The organism is Curtobacterium citreum (assembly GCF_006715175.1).
Classification (GTDB): domain Bacteria; phylum Actinomycetota; class Actinomycetes; order Actinomycetales; family Microbacteriaceae; genus Curtobacterium; species Curtobacterium citreum.
In genome coordinates this window covers 2,555,414-2,575,788 of the sequence record NZ_VFMQ01000001.1, presented here as the reverse complement: position 1 = coordinate 2,575,788, position 20,375 = coordinate 2,555,414, and the positions used below count along the sequence as shown (strand labels likewise).

Annotated in this window: 16 protein-coding genes; 5 read left to right on the top strand and 11 right to left on the bottom strand. The window is 73.2% G+C overall.

Translation table 11 applies throughout. The annotated features are described in order from the left end of the window. Nucleotides 1–32: 32 nt before the first annotated feature. Nucleotides 33–1,175 carry a glycosyltransferase family 4 protein gene (locus FB462_RS12120; RefSeq protein WP_141862138.1) on the bottom strand — a complete coding sequence of 381 codons (1,143 nt, stop codon included), beginning with the start codon at nucleotides 1,173–1,175 and terminating at the stop codon, nucleotides 33–35. A 78-nt stretch (nucleotides 1,176–1,253) separates the two neighbouring features. Continuing rightward, nucleotides 1,254–2,240 carry a lysylphosphatidylglycerol synthase domain-containing protein gene (locus tag FB462_RS12115; protein ID WP_141862136.1) on the bottom strand — a complete coding sequence of 329 codons (987 nt, stop codon included), beginning with the start codon at nucleotides 2,238–2,240 and terminating at the stop codon, nucleotides 1,254–1,256. 65 nt (nucleotides 2,241–2,305) lie between these two features. Between FB462_RS12115 and FB462_RS12110 the strand changes: the two genes are divergently transcribed. Then, nucleotides 2,306–3,418 carry a glycosyltransferase gene (locus tag FB462_RS12110; RefSeq protein WP_229666635.1) on the top strand — a complete coding sequence of 371 codons (1,113 nt, stop codon included), beginning with the start codon at nucleotides 2,306–2,308 and terminating at the stop codon, nucleotides 3,416–3,418. 111 nt (nucleotides 3,419–3,529) lie between these two features. Here FB462_RS12110 and rfbD read toward each other — a convergent pair whose 3' ends face one another. From rfbD to FB462_RS12085, 5 genes are read right to left on the bottom strand one after another with little or no spacing between them, the layout of a single operon-like run. Continuing rightward, on the bottom strand, nucleotides 3,530–4,381 hold the full coding sequence (gene rfbD, locus FB462_RS12105) for a dTDP-4-dehydrorhamnose reductase (RefSeq protein WP_141862134.1): 852 nt from the start codon (nucleotides 4,379–4,381) through the stop codon (nucleotides 3,530–3,532). Further along, on the bottom strand, nucleotides 4,378–5,364 hold the full coding sequence (gene rfbB / locus FB462_RS12100; protein ID WP_141862132.1) for a dTDP-glucose 4,6-dehydratase: 987 nt from the start codon (nucleotides 5,362–5,364) through the stop codon (nucleotides 4,378–4,380). Before rfbB ends, rfbD begins: the two co-directional genes overlap by 4 nt. 11 nt (nucleotides 5,365–5,375) lie before the next feature. Continuing rightward, on the bottom strand, nucleotides 5,376–6,959 hold the full coding sequence (locus tag FB462_RS12095) for a hypothetical protein (RefSeq protein WP_141862130.1): 1,584 nt from the start codon (nucleotides 6,957–6,959) through the stop codon (nucleotides 5,376–5,378). Continuing rightward, nucleotides 6,956–8,677, bottom strand: coding sequence for a glycosyltransferase family 39 protein (locus FB462_RS12090; RefSeq protein WP_141862128.1), 1,722 nt, complete (start codon nucleotides 8,675–8,677; stop codon nucleotides 6,956–6,958). Before FB462_RS12090 ends, FB462_RS12095 begins: the two co-directional genes overlap by 4 nt. Beyond that, complete coding sequence (locus FB462_RS12085) at nucleotides 8,667–9,608, bottom strand: glycosyltransferase family 2 protein (protein WP_141862126.1); 942 nt, start codon at nucleotides 9,606–9,608, stop codon at nucleotides 8,667–8,669. The genes FB462_RS12090 and FB462_RS12085 overlap by 11 nt, the downstream gene beginning before the upstream one ends. Before the next feature lie 207 nt (nucleotides 9,609–9,815). On the opposite strand from FB462_RS12085, the gene FB462_RS12080 reads away from it, so the two are divergent. The 4 genes from FB462_RS12080 to FB462_RS12065 all read left to right on the top strand — a co-directional run bounded on the left by FB462_RS12080 (nucleotide 9,816) and on the right by FB462_RS12065 (nucleotide 15,893). After that, nucleotides 9,816–12,317, top strand: coding sequence for a glycosyltransferase family 39 protein (locus FB462_RS12080; protein WP_141862124.1), 2,502 nt, complete (start codon nucleotides 9,816–9,818; stop codon nucleotides 12,315–12,317). Between the two features lie 109 nt (nucleotides 12,318–12,426). Next, nucleotides 12,427–13,035: a dTDP-4-dehydrorhamnose 3,5-epimerase family protein gene (locus FB462_RS12075; protein ID WP_141862122.1), complete on the top strand. Its 609-nt coding sequence runs from the start codon at nucleotides 12,427–12,429 to the stop codon at nucleotides 13,033–13,035. Nucleotides 13,036–13,047: 12 nt separating this feature from the next. Beyond that, on the top strand, nucleotides 13,048–13,911 hold the full coding sequence (rfbA, locus tag FB462_RS12070; RefSeq protein WP_058741225.1) for a glucose-1-phosphate thymidylyltransferase RfbA: 864 nt from the start codon (nucleotides 13,048–13,050) through the stop codon (nucleotides 13,909–13,911). Beyond that, nucleotides 13,911–15,893 carry a glycosyltransferase family protein gene (locus tag FB462_RS12065; protein WP_141862120.1) on the top strand — a complete coding sequence of 661 codons (1,983 nt, stop codon included), beginning with the start codon at nucleotides 13,911–13,913 and terminating at the stop codon, nucleotides 15,891–15,893. The genes rfbA and FB462_RS12065 overlap by 1 nt, the downstream gene beginning before the upstream one ends. On the opposite strand, the gene FB462_RS12060 is transcribed toward FB462_RS12065, so the two are convergent. The 4 genes from FB462_RS12060 to FB462_RS12045 are packed head-to-tail and all read right to left on the bottom strand — an operon-like array spanning nucleotide 15,890 to nucleotide 20,372. Beyond that, the gene (locus tag FB462_RS12060; RefSeq protein WP_141862118.1) at nucleotides 15,890–17,059 is read right to left on the bottom strand and encodes a glycosyltransferase family 2 protein; all 1,170 of its coding nucleotides are present in this window, start codon (nucleotides 17,057–17,059) and stop codon (nucleotides 15,890–15,892) included. The genes FB462_RS12065 and FB462_RS12060 overlap by 4 nt on opposite strands. A gap of 54 nt (nucleotides 17,060–17,113) precedes the next feature. Further along, on the bottom strand, nucleotides 17,114–17,989 hold the full coding sequence (locus tag FB462_RS12055) for a glycosyltransferase family 2 protein (protein WP_141862116.1): 876 nt from the start codon (nucleotides 17,987–17,989) through the stop codon (nucleotides 17,114–17,116). Further along, nucleotides 17,986–19,128 carry a glycosyltransferase family 4 protein gene (locus tag FB462_RS12050; RefSeq protein ID WP_167510098.1) on the bottom strand — a complete coding sequence of 381 codons (1,143 nt, stop codon included), beginning with the start codon at nucleotides 19,126–19,128 and terminating at the stop codon, nucleotides 17,986–17,988. Before FB462_RS12050 ends, FB462_RS12055 begins: the two co-directional genes overlap by 4 nt. Nucleotides 19,129–19,130: 2 nt before the next feature. Further along, nucleotides 19,131–20,372: an ABC transporter ATP-binding protein gene (locus FB462_RS12045; protein WP_141862113.1), complete on the bottom strand. Its 1,242-nt coding sequence runs from the start codon at nucleotides 20,370–20,372 to the stop codon at nucleotides 19,131–19,133. Nucleotides 20,373–20,375: the final 3 nt, after the last annotated feature.

Genomic DNA, 20,375 nt, shown 5'->3' with positions numbered 1-20,375 from the left:
ACGGGATCGATGCGTTCCCGTGATGCGTGGCCCTACAGGTCGGCGTGCAGCTGCCAGGTCTCGAGCGCGGAGTCGTGCCAGTCGAACATCCGGGCACGGTCCGGACCGGCGATCGCCAGCTGGCCGGCGAGCAGCGGGTCGTTGACGACCTGGAACACGGCCTGCGCCAGGCGCTCGGGGTAGCGCTCCCTCGGGCTGGTCTCGACGCGGACCCCCGCGTCCGAGGCGACCTCGCTGACCGCGGGGTCGTCGGAGTGGATGACCGGCGTCCCGAAGCTCATCGCCTCGATCACCGGGAGGCCGAACCCCTCGGCGAAGCTCGGGAACACGAACACCGTCGCACGGTCGTAGACCACCGCGAGGTCCGCGTCGTCGACCCGTCCGAGCACCTTGACCCGCTCGGGGGCGAGCCCGGCGCGCTCGACCGTCCCGACGACGTCGACGTCGCCCCAGCCGTCCGGTCCGGCGATCACGAGGGGGACGTCGTCCGGCGCGTCGGGGTGCGCCATCGCCTGGATGAGCTCCGCCAGGCCCTTGCGGGGCTCGAGGGTCCCGACCGCGAGCACGTAGCGATCGGGCAGGCCCAGGCGCTCCGCCCGCAGGTCGGCGTCGACGGGTACCCGGAGTCGTCCGCTCGGAGCGCCGCCGATGACCCGCAGGCGGTCGTCGAACCGGTGCACCTCGTTCAGCTGTGCCGCCACCGCGTGGGTCGGCACGACGACGGCGTCGGCGTGCCGGAACGCCCGCTTCACCATCGCCTTGTGGAAGTTGACGCCGCGCGGGGTGAGGGTCTCCGGGTGCGTCCACGGCACGGTGTCGTGCACGGTGACGACGGTCTGGTGCCCGGGGTCCTGGAAACGGTCGTGCTTCACGAGCGGCGCGAGGACGCTCGGCGCGTGCACCATGCCCTGGGAGGCGCCGCGTGCGAGGCCGCCCTGCCACGCCAGGGCCAGCTCGCGCCGGGGGAGCCGGAGCCGCTCGAGCTCGGCCAGTCCGGGCAGCAGTCGGTGCAGGCGTTCGACCTCGGCCGGTGACGCGGCCGACACGATCGCGGCGACGTCGCACCCGGCGGGCGCGGTGGCGATCAGCTGCCGGGTGAGTTCCTCCGCGTAACGACCGATGCCGCCGGGGACCGGGGCGATCACCTGGTCCACGATCACGCGGAGAGTCGTCATCTGGTCGGGCTCCTCAGGATGGTGCAGCGGCGGCGGCCGCGGTCGGGTCGATCGACCATACCAGCGGCCACCCGGAGTTCACGGGGTGGGTCCGTCGCCCGACCCGACCGACGCCGACCCCGCGTCGATCCCGGCCCGGCGTCGGCGTTCGCCCACGACCGCCGCACCCGCGAAGACCACGTCGACGACGGTGAGCAGCACGCGCGAGGTCACGGCGACGCTCACCGAGGCCGAGGAACCGAGCGGTACGCCCGCCGCCAGCAGCGCGGTGAGCACCGCCTCGCGCCCGCCGAGCCCGGCGGGCAGGAAGAACACGAGGAAGCCGACCAGCCAGGCCAGTGCGTAGGCGCCGACCGTGAGCGTCGTGACCCGCAGGTCCACCGACGCGAGCGGCACGAGCACGAGGGCGATGTGCAGGCCGAAGACGACCCACGCGAGCACGGCCCAGCCGAAGGCGCGCACGACCGCAGCGGTCCGGAGCTCGATCGTCCCGAGGTCGCGCCGGGTGACCCGTGACGCCAGGCGCAGGCCGAACCGGAGCACCGCGGGGTGCAGGGCGGCGAGCACGACGGGGACGAGCAGCACCACGAACCAGTAGTGCGCGAACGCGTCGGGCTGCACGAACGGGACGGTCACGGCCGCCACGGAGACGCCGGCACCGCAGCTCACCAGGAGCGTGAGCATGCCGACGGCGACGCTCTGGGCCGCGGGCACGCGGTGTTCCCGGCCGAGGTCGGCCTGCGCGACGATCGGCCACACCGAGCCGGGCACGTACTTGCCGATCTGCGACAGGAAGAACACCCGCTGGGCCGCGCGGAACGGGATGCGGTGGCCGGCGCCGTGCATCAGGGCCCGCCAGGACAGGAAGGTCACGAAGGTCGCCGCGGCGCCGGTCAGGAGCGCGGCGACGAGCGTCCAGGGATCCTGCCGGGTGAACGCGTCCGCGATGTCCCCGGCGCGGGGCACCAGGAACGCCACGCAGAGCACCAGGGCGACGACGAGTCCGACGACGCGGACGACGGACTTCGCACGCGAGGGCTTCGCGGGCGTCGGGAGGTCGGTCATGCTCACCTAGGGTTGTTCGGGCGTGCCGCATCCGATCACGGCGCGTTCACGGAAGGGGCGACCACGTGCGGATCTTGGCCTTCGGAACATACCAGGCGGCGGACCACCCCAGGGTCCGGGTGCTCGCCGACGGACTGCGGGAGCGCGGCCACCAGGTCGCCGAGGCGAACGTGCCGCTCGGGCTGTCCACGAAGGAGCGCGTCGCGATGCTCGGCGGAGCATCCGGAGCGCTGCGGATGGTCGGACGCCTGGCGCGGAGCTGGTCACGACTGGTGCTCGTCAGCACCCGAGTGCGTCGCCGCGCCCGTCCGGACGCCGTGCTCGTCGGGTACATGGGCCACTTCGACGTGTGGCTCGCCCGGTTGCTCTTCCCGCGCACGCCCGTCGTGCTGGACCACCTCGTGTTCGCGGCCACGACGGCGCAGGACCGCGGCGTCGGGGCCACCGGTGTGAAGCAGCGCCTGCTGCGGTTCCTGGACCGGGCCGCGCTCACGATCGCGGACGTCGTCCTCGTCGACACCGAGGAACACCGCGACGTGGTGCCGCCGTCCCTCCGGGCGAAGGCCGTCGTCGTCCCCGTCGGGGCGACCGGCGCCTGGTACGAGGCCGGTGCGCGCGAGGCCGACCGCCGAGCGGACGCGCCCCTCCGGGTGGTCTTCTACGGGCTCTTCACCCCGCTGCAGGGTGCCGGGACGATCGGCCGTGCCGTCGGAGCGTTGCCCGACGACGGCAGCGTGCTCGTCACCATGATCGGCAGCGGACAGGACCTGGACGAGGCGCGCCGGTCAGCGACGGGCGGCGCGCCGACCGAGTGGCGGTCGTGGGTCGACGCGGCGGAGCTCCCGGACCTCGTCGCGGCCCACGACGTCGGCATCGGCATCGCGGGGACCACCGAGAAGGCGCTGAAGGTCGTCCCGAACAAGGTCTACCAGTGCGCCGCGGCCGGACTGGCGGTCGTCACGAGCGACACCGCGCCGCAGCGGCGCGCCTTCGGCGACGCGGTGACGTCGTTCCCGGCGGGGGACGCGGCCGCGCTGGCGGCCGCCGTCCGTGCGCTGGCCGACGACCGGGACCTGCTCGCGCGTCGCCGCGCCGCGGCAGCGACGGCCGCGGACCGGTTCCGCCCGGCGGCGGCGGTCGCCCCGCTCGAGGACCGGCTCACCACCCTGCTGGGTTGAGACGACGGGACCGGCCGGGACGACGGGACCGGCCGGGACGACGGACGGGAGGCCCTGCTCACGGACCGCGCGTGGCGGACGTGCGCAGGGCCTCCCGTCAGGATCCGCCGGTCAGGCGGTGAGCACGCCCGCAGCGGCCGCGGCGTGGAGCGCGTCGCGCCAGTCGCGCATCGGCGCGATGCCGGCACGTGCCCATCCGTCGTGTCCGAGGACGCTGTAGGCGGGGCGCGGTGCCGGGCGGACGAAGGCCGAGCTGTCGGTCGGCAGGACCCGCTCCGGGTCGAGGCCGACCTCGGCGTAGATCGCCTTCGTGAAGTCGAGCCAGGACCCCTGACCGCCGTTCGTCCCGTGGTAGGTGCCGGCCGGCGCGTCGGCGTCGAGCATCGCGACGATCTGGCGGGCCAGGTCCGCGGTCCACGTCGGCTGGCCGACCTGGTCCGTGACGACGCTGACCGTTTCGTGCGACCCGGCGAGCCGGATCATCGTCTTCGCGAAGTTCGGGCCGCCCGCGCCGTACAGCCACGCGGTGCGCACGATGTACGACGAGTCCGGTGCGATCCGTCGGACCGCGTCCTCGCCGGCCGCCTTCGTGCGACCGTAGGCGCCGATCGGGTCGGTCGGCTCGTCCTCGGCGTAGGGGGACGTACCGTTGCCGTCGAACACGTAGTCGGTCGACACCTGCACGAGCTTCGCGCCGGCGGCGACGGTGGCCGTGGCGAGGACCTCGGGTCCGCGTGCGTTGACCGCGTACGCGTCGTCCTCGTGCGACTCGGCGTCGTCCACCTTCGTGTAGGCGGCGGCGTTGACGACGACGTCGTGACCGGCGACGGCCGCGGCGACCGCCTGCTCGTCCGTGATGTCGAGGTCGGCGCGGGAGAGCGCGGTGACGTCACGTCCGGACAGGGCCTGCTGCAGGTCCTGTCCGAGCATGCCGGCGGCGCCGGTGATCAGGTAGCGGGTCATGCGAGGGCTGCGCGCTCCTTGAGGGGCTCCCACCACGCGCGGTTGTCGCGGTACCACTGCACGACGTCGGCGAGGCCCTGCTCGAACGGCACCTGCGGCTCGTAACCGAGCTCGGCCTGGATCTTCGAGATGTCGACGGAGTAGCGGAGGTCGTGGCCGAGGCGGTCCTGGACGCGGTCGACGTACGACCAGTCCTTGCCGGTGGCCTCGAGCAGCATGCCGGTGAGCTCCTTGTTCGTGAGCTCGGTGCCGCCGCCGATGTTGTAGACCTCGCCCGCGCGGCCCCCGACGAGCACCATCGCGATGCCGCGGGTGTGGTCGTCGACGTGCAGCCAGTCGCGGATGTTGTTGCCCTCGCCGTACAGCGGGACGTGCTTGTCGTCGATCAGGTTCGTGACGAACAGCGGGATGACCTTCTCGGGGAAGTGGTACGGCCCGTAGTTGTTCGAGCACCGCGTGATCGACACGTTCATGCCGTGCGTGCGGTGGTAGCTGCGGGCGAGCAGGTCGCTGCCGGCCTTGGACGCCGAGTACGGCGAGTTCGGCTCGAGCGGGCGGTCCTCGGCCCACGAGCCCTCGCTGATGGAACCGTAGACCTCGTCCGTGGAGACGTGCACGAAGCGCTCGGTGCCGTGACGGAGCGCGGCGTCGAGCAGACGCTGGGTCCCGACGACGTTGGTCTCGACGAAGACGCCGGAGTCGCGGACCGAGCGGTCGACGTGCGACTCGGCGGCGAAGTGCACGATCGCGTCGATGCCCGGGATCACCTCGTCGAGCTTCGCGGCGTCGGTGATGTCACCCTGCACGAAGGAGTAGCGGGGCGAGTCCGCGACGGGGGCGAGGTTCTCGAGGTTCCCCGAGTAGGTGAGTGCGTCGTAGACGACGACGTCGGCGCCTTCCAGGCCGGGGTAGGCGTCCTGCAGCGTACGGCGGACGAAGTTCGAGCCGATGAAGCCGGCCCCTCCGGTGACGAGGATCTTCACGCGTTGTTCCTTCAGTGATCGGTTCGACGGTCGGCGGGCAGTCTAGCGGGCGCGGTCGCGGGCGCCGGAGCCGTCCGGCGTCCGAACCACCGCCACAGGGACACGGCGGTCGCGGCTCCCACGACGGCGGTGAGCACGACGAGCCCCCCGAGGACCCCGCGACCGACGGGCAGCGAGTCCCACAGGGTCTGCTTGCCGGCGGCGGAGACCCGGAAGACGAACTCCTCGAAACTGCCGACGTACAGCAGCCCGAGCGCTGCGAGGGCGATGAGCGGCGCCACGACGAGCACGGCCCGTGCCAGTCGGACGCGGACCTGCTCGCGGACGACCAGGCCGCGCCAGCCGACCGCCTGCACGACGAGCAGCGCTGCGAGTGCGGGGAACAGGAAGCGCCCCTGGTCCACGCGGACGCTGAGGTGGCCGACGTAGGTCGCCCAGTCGCGAGCGAGCACGACGACGAGGGCGGTCGCCGGGAACACGCCCACGACGAGCATCGTCCGACGGTCGACCGTGCGGCGCGAGGCGGCCCAGACCACGGCGGTGAGCGCGATCACGGTCGCGCTGTCGACGATGATCGGGGAGAGCGGCCACTCGTACCGGCCGAGCTGGCCCCAGAACGAGTCCGAGATGCCGTTCCAGAAGGTGCCGCCGAACTGGACCGGGTCCGGGCCCTCGCCCGCGGGCCACTGCTTGGTGACGGGCGCGAACGGGTCCGGTTGCGGCGATCCCGTCCGGATGAACTGGCGGGCGTACCACCACCCCGTCGTGACGACGGGGACGGCCAGCACGACGAGGGCCCGGAGCACCCGACCGACGACCTCCCGCGCCGCGCGCACCGATCGGCGCGCGGCGAGCACGGTGACGAGGGCGAAGGGGACGGCCATCCAGCCGCCGGCCATCACCGCGGTCCCGACGGACAGTGCACCGCCGAGTGCGACGGCGGTCAGCCACGACCGGTCGCCGGTCAGGACACGCACGGCGAGCCAGGTCGCGAGCGCACCGGCGGTGATGACGGGTACCCACAGCGAGACCGACGACGCGAGCTGCACGACCTGGGGTACGGCGAGCAGGACCGCCGCGGCGGCGACGGCGAGGCGGGGAGACCGGGTGGCGCGACGCACCGATGCCCACACGAGCACGGGGAGCGGCGCGGCCACCACGACGTCGACGAGCCGCATGACCAGCACGACGAGGTCCCATCTGCGGGAGCCGAAGTCGATCAGGTGCGCGACCGCGGCCTGCACCAGGAAGTACGTCGGGGGGTGCTGCGACATCGGGTTCCCGCGCGGGTTGAGCGTGCCGTCGCCGATGATGTCCGCGAACGTCCCGCGCTGCACCGCGGGCGGCAGGTGCGCCGGCACGTTCTGCGCGAGCAGCCCCTGGACGTAGTGCAGGTCACCCGTCGCGGGCCACGGCTGGCCCAGCGCGAGGTGCACGACCGCGTCGACGTTCGCGACCTCGTCCGGGCCGTGCAGCGCGGGGTTCACGTACGCCCACGTGACGAGGAGCAGCAGGAACACCGTGGTGGTGCCGGCGACCAGCAGGAGTTCGGATCGGCCGATCCCCGGGGTGGTCCGGGAGCGGGGGCGGCTCATGCGGTGGTTCCTCGGTCGGGGACGCTGCCCGGATCGGACGTCGTCCCGTGGTCGTGGTCGTTGCCGGCGGGCGCACCGCCGTCGCCGGCGGCTGCGTGTCCGGCCGGTGCACCGACCGGCTCGGTGTCGGGGACACCCGGGACACCCGGGACACCCGGGACACCCGGGACACCGGGAACGCTCGGGACGCCTCGCGACAGGAGCACCGCGGTCACCGCGAGCACGAGCGCGACCAGCCACGCCGCGACGAGGCCGGGCACGGGCGCGGGTGTCGACGCAGCCAGCGCCGCGAGTCCGGCCGAGGTGACCCGGGTGCGTCCGCTCTCGCCGATCCAGGTGAACGTGAAGAAGGGACCGTAGAGCGCCAGGGCCACGGCGATCGCACTCACGACCGTCGCGAACCGCCGCCGTGCCCGGTCGGTCCCGACGGCACGCCGCCAGGCGATCGCGCTCAGGGCGACGAAGACGAGCAGCGCGGGGAAGTAGTAGCGCCCCTGTGTCGCGCCGATGAAGGTCGTCGAGCGGTAGCTGCCCCAGGCGTTCGCGGTCTGGAACACGAAGACGGTCAGTGGCAGCACCGCCAGCGCGACCGCCACACGGAGCCCGGGAGCGCGACGGAAGCCCCAGACCAGGACCGCGCCGAGCGCGAGCACCGTGGCGGTCTCGAACACGACGGGCGACAGGATCCACTGCGCGCGGCCGCCGAAGCTGCCCCAGAACGTCCGCGCGATGGTCGTCCACGACACGTCCGCGAACGCCGCCGGGTCAGGACCCGTGCCCGCCGGGAAGGGCTGCGGTGGTCGGATCGACTCGAAGCCGCTCGGCTGCAGCGTGTGGAAGACCACGAGGTTCCGCAGCCACCACCACGCGCCGATCAGCGCGGCGATCGCGAGCACCCAGAGCGCGCGGAGCAGCCGGGCCGCGACCCCCGTGCGACGGGATGCCCCGACCAGCACGACGACCGCGACGAACGGGATCAGCGGGAGCGCCGTGCCCTTCCAGAGGATGGCGACACCGAGCGACACCGCGAGGGCGACGGCGGTCCTGGTCCGCGCGTCCCCGGTGAGCACCCTGCTCGCGAGCCACACCGTGGTGGCCGCGAACAGCACGACCGGCGGGTCGTTCGACACGGACGCACCGATCGACGCCAGCTCCGGCACGGCCAGCACCGCGAAGGCGCCGACGACCGCGGCCCGGGGTGAGCCCGTCACGCGGCGCACGGTGGCCCAGGCGAGGGCAGGGAGCGGCAGCACGAAGAGGGCGCTGAAGAGCCGGACCAGGACCACGTCGACGTCCACACGGTGCGCCGTGAAGTCGACCGCGCGCAGCACACCTCCGGCGAGGACGTAGTACGTCGACGGGTGCTGCGTCATCTGGTTGACGGTGTCGGCCTCGGCCGACCCGGTCGACCGCAGGAGGTCGCCCATCGACGGTCCGGCACCGGACCCGGCCTGGTCCACCGCCCGGAGCAGGTGCATGTCGCCCGGGTCGGGCCAGCCGTCCCCGATCGCGAGGTGCACCGCGGCGTCGAAGTGCGCGCGCTCGTCCGGGGCCTGGAACGCGGGCAGGAGGGCCGCCCAGAGCACCAGGAGCACACCGAAGAGCGCCGTGACCGCGACGACGACGAGACACTCGCGACCGCCCGGCGCGCCACCCTCGGGGGCGCGCCGGTGCGCCGACGTCGTCGTGTCGGCCTGCGCGGGGAGGTCAGTCGCCATACCGGGCGAGCTTCTGCAGGTCGAGCTGCTCCTCTGCCAGCGTGCGGTTCAGCCGCGTCAGGTCCGCGACCACGCCGATCGTGATCGACAGGACCGCGGTGATGACGAGCACGATCCCGAGCAGCAGCGACTGCAGGTGGTTCCCGCCGGAGTCGGTGGCGAGCAGGACCAGGTAGCGGACGAACGGGATGAGCCCGCAGGCGGCGAGGACCGCGCTCACCGACGCGAACAGCGCCATCGGGCGGTACATCAGGTACACGCGGGCGATCGCCGAACCGGACTCGAACATGTGCTGCCAGATGTTGCTGAACAGGCGCGACTCGCGCGTCTTCGCGTTCGTCGTGATCGGGATGCTCGCGATCGCGATGCGCTTGTACCCGGCCTGCACGATCGTCTCCATGCAGTAGCTGAACCGCGTCACGATGTTCAGCCGGATGAGCGAGTACTTCGAGTAGGCGCGGAAGCCGCTGGCGGCGTCGGGCAGGTCGAGCCCGGCGGCGCGGCTCGCCACCCAGGAACCGAAGCGCTGCATCGCCTTCTTGAACCCGGAGAAGTGCTCGATCGTCCGGGTCTGCCGGTCGCCGATGACGATCTCGGCCTCGGACCGCAGGATCGGCTGGACCAGGTCGGCGATCTGCGCCTGCGGGTACTGGTTGTCGCCGTCGGTGTTCACGACGATGTCCGCGCCGTGCAGCAGCGCGTAGTCCACGCCGTCCCGGAAGGACCGCGCGAGCCCCATGTTCGACGTGTGCCGGACGAAGTGCGTCACGCCGTGGGCGCGCGCGACCTCGACGGTCCGGTCGGTCGACCCGTCGTCGATGACCAGCACCTCGATCTCGTCGATGCCGGGGATCGACTCCGGGATGGTGCTGAGGACGGCGGGGAGCGTCTGTTCCTCGTTGAGGCACGGGATCTGGATGAAGAGCTTCACTGCGTCGGGCGTCTCGATCTGGTCGTCGGTGCACCGCCCGCGGGCTCGGGCGATGGTGGGGAGCTGTCCGGACTCCTCCGCCCAGCCTATGCGGACGCACAGATGCTGCGGTCTCGGTGTCGCGCTCGGAGTCGGCGTGAGCCGGGCCGGACGTCGCGGGGCTGAGCACAGATCACCTTGTCACGGACTGTGGGAGGATCGCACATCGTGCGTCGATCCCTCCCGTCCGTCACCGCCGGCATCGTCCTCGCCGCGGCGTGCTTCGCCGTCCTCGCGTCGATCGCGATCGGCTTCAGCGCCCCGCCCTTCAACTCCGGTGACGAGGCCGCGCACTTCGACTACGCGGTGACGGTCTGGCACGGGCACCTGCCGGTCTTCGAGGACGGGCTCTCGATCCGGTCGCCCTTCGGCATCCTGCCGCCCGTCCAGTGGGTGTCACAGCACCCGCCGCTCTTCTACGCGATCCTCGCCCCGGTGGTCGGGCCGCTCTGGGACGGCGGCCACCTGTACGCGGCCGTCCTCACCGGACGCGCCGTGAACGCCGTGCTCGCCGGTCTGACCGTGCTCGCTTCCGCGTGGGCGGCGCGTCGGGTCCTGCCCGCCAGACCGGTCGTCTCCGCCGTCGCGGCGGTCGTCGTCGCGATGACCCCGATGTTCCTGCTCGTCGGTGGCGCGGTCTACAACGACCTGCCGAACGTCGCGTTCGGGGCGCTCGCGATCGGCGTCGGCGCCACCGCGATCCGCCGGGGTCTCTCCACGCGACTCGTGGTCCTCGGTGCCGTGGTGACGGCAGCCGGCATGCTCAGCCGCCTCTCCGCGGTCGTCTTCGTCGCGGTCGTCCTGGTCGCCTTCCTCTGCGCCAAGGGGAGCGGCCGGTGGAACCGCCTGCCGGGCAAGGTCCTCGCCGTGGCGGTCGCCGCGGTCGCCCCGGTGCTCGCCGCGGGGTGGTTCTTCCTCCGCAACCGCCAGCTCACCGGGAACATCGCCGGCAGCCACCCCGACTGGGCAGCGCAGAACCTGCGGCGCGAGCAGCACGGCTTCGTCGAGACCGTCACCGACCCGGGGTTCTGGTCCGGCGTGTTCTCGGTGTTCCGCGGACACTTCGCCGACCCGTGGGGGTGGACGTGGGCGCTCCTGGTCGTCCCCCTGCTGCTCGCGGTCGTCGTCGCCGTCGTGCCCGGGCTCCGGCGCAGCACGCTCGCACCGGTCCGTCGCCGCGACCTCGACCCCCGCGGCGACCGGCTCGCCGACGCGCTCGTCGCCCTGATGCTCGTGGCGGTTTTCGCCGCAGTGGTGTTCCTGCAGGTGCGCTTCACGATGCAGGGCGGTGCCGCGCAGGCCCGGTACGGCCTGCCGGTGGTGCCCGTCCTGGCCGTCGCGATGGCGGTCGGCCTGACGGGGTTCGGACGGATCGTCGCGCCGCTCGTCGTCACCACGTGGATCACCGTCGCCGGGTACGACTGGTTCGCCATCGTCGACCTGTCCCGGCCCGCGTTCACCGCCGCCGCCACGCTCCCGATCACCCGGGTCGCCGTCGCGCTGGCGGTCCTCGCCCTTGCCGTCGTGGTCGTCCTGACCTGGGTGGCGTTCCTGCGCCGACCGGTCGCGACGGGAACGGGGACAGCGACGGGGACGGGCACGGGCGCCGTCCCCGGTCCGGTCGCCACCGAGCCGCTGCCCCTGGTGGGCTTCGTCGTGCACGGGGCCGGCGGGGTCCACCCCGCCTCCGCCCACATCCGCGTGACGGGACGCATGTCGGCGCTCGCCGCGTCCGGTGCCGCCCGCGTCGCGCAGGTCGACCCGGTGCGGTGGGCGGACGGCTCGGACACCGCCCACCTGGACGCGATCCTCGTGCAGCGGGACGCGTTCCCCCTGGCGTCCCTGGACGACGCGTTCGCCCGCGCACGCGCCGAGGGCACCCGCATCGTCGCCGAGGTCGACGACGACTTCTTCTCCCCGGAGGCCCGTGCCCGGCTCGCGCGGGCCGAGTACGACCCGGAGCGCCTGGCGTCCGTCGATCGCCTGGTCCGGTCCGCCGACGCCGTGGTCGTCTCGACGCGCGCGCTGCAGGCGGTGCTCGCCGCCGAGGCCGTGGCCGCCGTCGTCGTGCCCAACGCCGTCCAACCGGGCCTGTGGGCCGACCAGACCGTCACCGCCCCGTCGGCCGCCGACACCACCGGTCCCCGCCGGGTCCTGTACATGGGGTCCGCGACCCACGGTGGCGACCTCGACCTGCTCCGTCCGGTCTTCGACGGCTTCACGGACGAGGACGGCCGACCGGTGCGTCTCGAGGTCGTCGGTGTGACCGGGGACGACGACGTCTGGCACGACCGGCTGGCAGTCCCCGAGGGCGCGTCGCACTACCCGGACTTCGTCGCGTTCCTGCGGGCGAACGCACACCGGTGGTCCGCCGGCGTGGCGCCGCTCACCGACGACCGCTTCAACGACGCCAAGAGCGACCTCAAGTTCCTCGAGTACACGATGCTCGGGCTGCCCTTCGTCGGCTCCGACCGGCCGTCCTACGCCGGCGTCGACGCGCACGGTGGTCTGCTCGCGGGTGACGGACCGGACGCGTGGCGCGCCGCCCTGCTCACCGCGTTCCGGCAGTCCGGGGAACGGGTCGCCCGAGCGCGCGCGTACGTCGCGGCCGAACGCACGCTCGGCGCGGACGGCCCTTGGCGGACGGCCCTCGGGATCGACCCGGCCTGAGGCGCCGCGGCCGGCGCGGAACACCCAGCAGCCAGCAGCCCGCAGCCCGTAGCCAGCAGCGCGCAGCGCGCTCCGGCGGCGTCCGCGCGCGCTTTGCTAGGCTTCCCCGGTGCAGATCCGCGAACTGAAGATCCCCGGCGCGTGGGAGTTCACGCCCGTCCAGCACGGCGACGCACGAGGAGCGTTCCTCGAGTCGTACCGTGCCGACGTCCTCGAGGAGACCGTCGGTCACCCGCTGGACCTCCGCCAGGTGAACATGTCCATCTCGTCCGCCGGCGTCGCGCGGGGCATCCACTACGCCCTCGTCGCCCCGAGCCAGGCGAAGTACGTGACGGCCGTCCGTGGCGCGTTCATCGACTACATCGTCGACATCCGCGTCGGTTCCCCGACGTTCGGGCAGTGGGACGCCGTCCGGATCGACGACGTCGACCGCAGGGCCGTCTACCTGTCCGAGGGCCTCGGCCACGCGATCGTCGCGCTCGAGGACCGCTCGACCGTCAACTACCTGGTCAGCGCGCACTACGACCCGCAGCGCGAGAAGGGGATCACCATCCTCGACCCGACGGTCGGCCTCGAGCTGCCCGACGGCATCGGCGAGCCGGTCCTGTCCGAGAAGGACACCACCGCGCCGACGCTCGAGCAGGCCGCCGAGCAGGGTCTGCTGCCGACCTACGAGGAAGCGGTGGCCTACACCGAGTCCCTCCGGACGAAGAAGTAAGGGGGCCCGGACGTGAAGGGCATCATCCTGGCCGGCGGTTCCGGCACGCGCCTGTGGCCGATCACCAAGGGCATCAGCAAGCAGCTCATGCCGATCTACGACAAGCCGATGGTCTACTACCCGCTGTCGACCCTCATGATGGCGGGCATCCGCGAGGTCCTCGTCATCACGACCCCGGAGTACAACGACCAGTTCCGGGCCCTGCTCGGCGACGGGTCGTCCCTCGGCATGGACATCCAGTACGCCGTGCAGCCGAGCCCGGACGGCCTCGCGCAGGCCTTCGTCATCGGCGAGGAGTTCATCGGCGACGACAGCGTCGCGCTCGTCCTCGGCGACAACATCTTCCACGGCACGGGCCTCGGCACGAACCTCCGGAAGAACACCGAGGTCGACGGCGCGACGATCTTCGCGTACCACGTCGCCGACCCGAAGGCGTACGGCGTGGTCGAGTTCGACGACTCCTTCACGGCGGTCTCCATCGAGGAGAAGCCCGAGCACCCGAAGTCGAACTACGCGGTCCCCGGGCTGTACTTCTACGACAACTCGGTCATCGAGATCGCCAAGACGATCGAGCCGAGCGCCCGTGGCGAGCTCGAGATCTCGACGGTCAACGAGCGCTACCTCGACGCCGGCAAGCTCGGCGTGCAGGTCCTCGACCGCGGCACCGCCTGGCTCGACACCGGCACGTTCGAGTCGATGATGCAGGCGTCCGAGTACGTCAAGGTCATCGAGGACCGCCAGGGCTTCAAGATCGGCTGCATCGAGGAGATCGCCTGGCGCAACGGCTGGATCGACGACGCGCAGCTCGCCGACCTGGCCGCGCCGCTCGTGAAGGGCGGCTACGGCGTGTACCTGCAGAACCTCCTGCAGGACTGATGCGGCGTACCGGGCTCGGCCGGCTCTTCGGCCGGCCCGGAGTGTCGCAGGGACCCGGCGGCGGCACCTCGGCACCGGACGGGACCACGGCGGCCGACGCGACCACGAGCGGGCCGCGCCCGGACGCCGGAGCCGCCACGCGCCTCCCGGTCGACACGACGTTCCCGGACCCGACCGCCGCGCCGCCACAGACCGCCGACGGCTTCGACGTCGTCGTGACCGTCGCCGAGTCCGCGTTCCGCTCCGGCGCGCACCGGCCGGCCGTCGACGGCGCGACCGCGGCCGGCGCGCGCACGGTCGTCGTCAGCGTCCACGACGTGCACGCCGGGCCGACGAGCACCTACGCGCCGGTCGAAGCCGGTCCCGACCACCTGGTCGCGCGACCGACGGTCGCGGCGACGTGGGGCGGCGCGGTCGCGGCCGCACGCCCGCTCCTGACGAGCGCCGTCACCGTGGTGCAGGACGCGTCGATCGCGCTGCCGGCGGACGGCTGGCAGCGGCTGGTGGCGGCCGTCGGGACCGCCACCGAGGACGGCCGGGAGGCGCGGGTCGCCGTGGCCGTCGTCCGGACCGCCGACGACGTGGTCGCGAGCGCGGGCGCGGTGCTCGTCCGCGGGACGGCTCCCGTCGCGGCGCTGCTGCGCGGACACCCGGCGGAGGACGCCGAGGCCCTCGCCGGAGTCACGGTGTTCGCGGCCGACGAGCCGTGCTTCGCGGTCCGCACCGGAGACCTGGCCGCGCCCGTGCCGACCGTCGACACGCGGACCGCGGTGGCGCGGCTGACGCGCGACACCGCGGACGGCGCCGGTGGCGACTGCGTCGTCGTGCCGCTGGGTCGGGTGTACCGCACGGGCGCACTCCGGGAGCGGCGCTACGACGGCGATGCCGCCGACGCCCTGACCGTGTGGCGCGGCCGCCGGGACGACACCGCGACGACCGCCCTGTCCCGGCTCGGACTCGTCCCGGGCGCCGGGTCCGCCGACGTCGCCGGCGCGCCGGTGGCCCTGCGCGAACCCGTCGTACGGGCGGAGCGCGGACCGGAACGGATCGCGCTCGTCGACCGGGGGGAACGACTGCGCTGGTCCGTCCGCATCGCCGCGCACCCCGGACCCCGGGGCGACGACTGGGGCGACACGTTCTTCGCACACGACCTCGCGGCGGCGCTCCGCGGGCTGGGGCAGGAGGTCGTCGTCGACCACCGCGAGTCCCACGTCCGGCCCGCTTCGGAACACCTCGACGACGTCGCCCTGACCCTGCGGGGACTGGACGACACCCCCACGCACCCGACGGCGACCAACGTCCTGTGGGTGATCTCGCACCCGGACCTCGTCACGCCGGCCGAGCTCACCCGGTACGACCTGCGGTTCGCCGCCGGTCCGGTCTGGGCCGAGCGCACGGCCGCGGCCACGGGCCTCTCCGTCGAGCCGCTGCTGCAGGCGACCGACCCGGCACGCTTCCACCCGGGGCCGGTCGACCCCGAGCACGCCGGACTCGACGTCGCGTTCGTGGGCAAGACCCGCGCGGTGTTCCGACCCGTGGTGCGGGACGCGGTGGAGGCCGGCCTCGACCTGGCCGTGTGGGGCGAGGGTTGGGAAGGGCTGCTGCCGGACGGCGTGCACCGCGGGGTGTTCGTGCCGAACGACGCGCTGCCGTCGCTCTACCGCAGCGCCCGGGTGGTGCTCAACGACCACTGGGACGACATGGCGCGGGACGGGTTCGTCTCGAACCGGCTGTTCGACGCGGCGGCCTCGGGTGCGCTCGTCGTCACCGACCCGGTGCCCGGCGTCGAGGACCTGTTCCACGGCGCGGTGCGGACGTACGGCTCGGTCGACGAGCTCCGTCGGACGGCGCAGCGGGGGGAGTCGACCACCGTCGCCGCGCGTGTGGAACGCGGCGCGCGGATCGGTGCCGAGCACTCCTTCGCGGCGCGGGCGGCCGTCCTGCTCGACGCGGTGCGTCGACAGCGGGGGACGGCCCGCTAGGACCGGCGCAGACGTCGTGCGACGTCACCTGCGCGGTCGGCGATCCGCACCACGCGACGCGCCCGGACGGCGGCGAGCTCGGCCTCGCGGACCTGGATGACCGCGGCCCGCTCCTCGGAGCTGCGGACCGCCGCCTGTGCCCGGTCGCGCTCGAACTGGACGGTCGCACGGAGCGTGTCCGCCGTCGCCTCACCGGCCCGGACGGCGTCCTCGAGTTCCTCGATCCGCACGTCGCGACGCACCACGGCCCGGCCGACCGCGCGCAGGCGTCGGAGACGGTCCTCGGGGACGAGCGCTTCGGCGTCCGCACCGTCGAGTACGGGGGATCCGGCGCGGCGGAGGCTCTCGGCCACGCCGTCGTCACGGGTGAACGGGCCGTCGGCCGCTTCGGCGTCGGTCACGAACCGGAGCGAGAACGTCGACTCGAGGACCCCCTCCTGGAGCCGCCGGAAGTCGCGCATGCCGTGGTGCCGCGGGCTCGGCGTGAGGTCGGGGTTCGCCTCGTAGGCACGTCCGGACACGTCGACGCGGTGCTCGTACTGCTGCCACGAGCGCCAGGGCAGGTGCAGGACCTCGAGCCGGAGGGCCGGCGGCACGGGGGCGCCGTTCGCGACGCTGACCTGGTGGTTGCCCTGCACGACGACGACCTCCGGATCGCCGACGTGCACGGCGTTGGACGTCGGGGGTGCGAGGAGGCCCACGGCGCGCAGCTCGTCGGTCGAGCGTTCGTCGCGCCAGTGCAGACGCTCGAGCCCGGCGCCGGACTCGGCCATCGCCCCGACGAGGTTGACCACCGGCACGGTGAAGGCGCCGATCACCGGGTCGAGCTGCTCGAACACCTGCCGCACCGTCAGCGACCGGTCGACGGGGAGCACGAACTCGTCGGTGTCGGCGTTGACGACCCAGTCCGCGCGGTGGACGGTCGAGGCGTCCCGCGCCATGCCGGTGACGACGGTGCCTTGCTGCTTCCGGTGCACCGGGTCGTGTCGCAGGTCGACGGTGACGTCGTCCCGTTCGGCGAACGCGGCGAGGAGCTCTGCGGTGCCGTCGACGGAGCCGTTGTCGGTGATGACGAAGACGTCGAAGCCCTGGGCGACGTGGTGGTCGAGCCACGCGGGCAGGACGTCCGCTTCGTCGCGGACCATCAGGGTGACGGCGAGGATCATGCGGGGACTCCGGTTCGGGGGGAGGAGTTCGGGAGGACGGCCGACTGTACCGCGTCAGCGGGTGTGCGTGAGGTGGGCGCGCAGGGCCAGCGCGACCCGGAGCACCAGGCGCAGCGGCCACAGCCACCAGCCCCGGTACTTCCGCGCGAGGAAACGGTACGCGCTCTCGTGGTGGGCGCGACGCATGCGATCCGAGGACCCCTGCGTGGCGGTGCCTCCCACGTGGGTCGCCGTCGCCGCCGGTTCGTACACGTTGCGGAGCCCGAGGTGCCCGACCCGCCAGCCGAGGTCGACGTCCTCGAAGTACATGAAGTAGCCCTCGTCGAAGCCGCCGAGTCGCTCGAAGACGTCACGGCGCACGAGCACGCACGCCCCGGAGAGCCACCCGGCGTCGCGGCGCAGGTCCTGCTCGCCCTCCTGTCGGTAGCGCTTGGTCCAGGGGTTGCCCGGCCAGAGGTTCGCGAAGAGCGCGTGGCCGAGGCCGGTCCGGAGCGACGGCACGAGCCGGGCCGAGGGGTAGACCTCGCCCGTCGGTTCGAGCACCTTGGGTCCCACGGCGCCGATCGTCGGGTCCGCGGCGGCGGTCGCGATCAACCGGTCCAGTGCGCCGGCGCCGAGCACGACGTCCGGGTTCGACACGAGCACCCAGCGGACGTCCGGCCCGAGGGTCGCGACCGCGCGGTTCACGGCGGCGCCGTACCCACGGTTCTCGCCGAGCTCCAGGAAGCGCGCACCGGCGGCCTCGGTCACGGCGCGCAGCCCGTCCGCGTCGGCGGAGTCGTTGTCCGCGACGACGACCTCGACGGGGGCGCTGCTCGCGGCCGGGGTCGACGCCAGGAAGGGCGGCAGGACGTCGTGCGAGTTGTACGAGACGGTGACGATCGCGGCCCGCCCAGGCCCGGCACTGCCGGCTGTGGCGTCGGCGTTCATGCGGCCACCCCGGTCGCGTAGACGCCGAGGTGCACGCGGGCGCAAGCCGCCCACGTGAAGCCCGCGGCGCGGGCGGCGGCACGGTCACGACGGGCCGTGCGGGCGGGGCCGTCCGGGTCGTCGGCGAGCAGGGCGGCGAGGTCCGCACGGATCGGGCCGGCGTCGGGATCGGTGTACGTCACCGCGTCCCCGCCGACCTCCGGGATCGCGAGCCGCCGGGTGGTGAGGACGTCGGCCCGGCAGGCCATCGCCTCGAGCACCGGGAGCCCGAAGCCCTCGGCCGTGCTCGGGTACACGACGACGCGGGCGCCGCCGAGGAACGCGCGGAGCTCCTCGAGCGGCAGGTAGCCCAGGTACCGCAGCGGTGCGCCGGGGCGGTCGCCCGCGGTGCGGAGTTCCCGCACGGCGGTGTCGTCCCAGCCGAGGCCGCCCGCGACCAGGAGCGGCGGCACGTCGGCGTCGCCGAGCGCGCGGTGGGCCGCGATGAGCTCGGGGATCCGCTTGCGCGGCTCGACCGTGCCGAGGAACGCGATCCAGTCGTCGCCGTCACCGAGTCCGTGCGCGTGGCGGAACGCGGTCACCTCGGCGGAGGAGGGCGCGTGGAACACGGCCGCGTCGACCCCGAGGTGCGCGACGGCGGTCGGCCGCCGGGCGGTCCCCGCGAGCCGGTCGAGCTCGCCGACGGTCGCGGCGCTCGGAGCGACCGTCGCGCGGGCGAACCGGCGCGCGAGTCGGGTCCAGGTCCGGAAGAACGCGACCTTGGTGCGCGCGTGCGCGGCCGGGTCGCTGAAGAACGTCGCGTCGTGCAGGGTGACGACCGTCCGGGAGGCACGGATCACCGGGAACGTGTAGTGCGGGCTGTGCAGGGTGGTCGCCCCGACCCGGCGGAGCAGCGCCGGCAGGCCGGTCTGCTCCCAGACCAGCCGGGCCGGGCGGCGCGCCGTCCAGCCCGGCGCCTGGTGGTAGCGGTGCTCGGGTGCGAGGGCGCGGAGCCACGCGAGGTCGGCACGCTTGACGACGACGTCGACCGTGCTGCCGGTCTCCTGCAGTCCGGCGAGGAGTCCGGAGATGTACCGCGCCACCCCGCCGCGGTTCGGCGGGATCGACGTCGCGTCGACCAGCACCGGCAGGTGCTGCAACGTCAGGCCCCGATCTGGCGTTCGGTGGTCTTCGTCCAGGCGATGCCGGACTGGGTGTCCTCGTCCTGGACCACGAAGCGGGCGGCCTCGCGCTCGATGACGATGTGCTCGCCGTTCGGCTTCGCCAGGAAGACGTGCACGAAGTACTGGCCACCGCCGAGCCGCAGGTCGGAGAGGCGCCACTCGACCGTGGCCGTGCCGCGGAGCGGGTCGTGCCGGACCTGGGTCTGGCGGCTGTCGATGCCGAACGCCGGGTGACCGAGGTGGTTCTCGATCTTGATCCCGGCGCGCCACTCGGGCAGGACGTCCTTGTGCGAGAACGTCGCACGCACGACGAGGTCGTCGCCGTGGTGGTGCTCGGCGCCGGGCGCGCGGCCGGGGATCTCGAGCTCGACGCGCTCGACCTTGGCGGGGTTCGCGTCCTCTTCCGGGTGCGCGGCCTCGGCCTCGGCGACGCGGCGGCCCTCGAGGATCTCGCGGAAGTTCTTCACCGCGAGACGCGCGGAGCCCTGGAACTTCACCTCGCCGTGGTGCAGCACGACGGCGGAGTCGCAGAGTTCCTGGACCTGGCCGAGCGAGTGCGACACGAGGATGATCGTGCGGCCCTGCTCCTGGAACTCGCGGATCTTGTCGAGACACTTCTTCTGGAACTGCTCGTCACCGACCGCCAGGACCTCGTCGACGAGGAGCACGTCGGGGTCGGTGTTGATCGCGACCGCGAACGCGAGTCGGACGTACATGCCCGACGAGTAGAACTTCACCTGGGTGTCGATGAAGTCGCCGATCCCGGAGAACTGCAGGATGTCGGCGAACCGGGCCTCGGTCTCCTCCTGCGTCTGGCCGAGGATCGCAGCGTTCAGGTAGACGTTCTCGCGCCCGGTCAGGTCCGGGTGGAAGCCCGCGCCGAGCTCGATGAGGGCGGCGAGGCGACCGCGGCGCTCCACCGAGCCGCTGGTGGGCTCGAGGATACCGCCGATCGTCTTGAGCAGCGTCGACTTCCCGGAGCCGTTCGGGCCGAGCAGGCCGATCGTGGTGCCGGCGGGGATGTCGAGGCTGATGTCCTTGAGTGCCCAGAAGTCCTCGCTGTGGCGACGTCCGGCACGTCCCAGCGTGACGACGCGCTCCTTGAGCGAGTTGTCCTTGCGGATCGTGAAGCGCTTCGACACGTTCCGCACGGTCACGACGTCGGGGGCGTCGGCGAAGGGGGAGCGGGTCTCCCGGTCGATCTCGTTGTCGATGCTCATCGG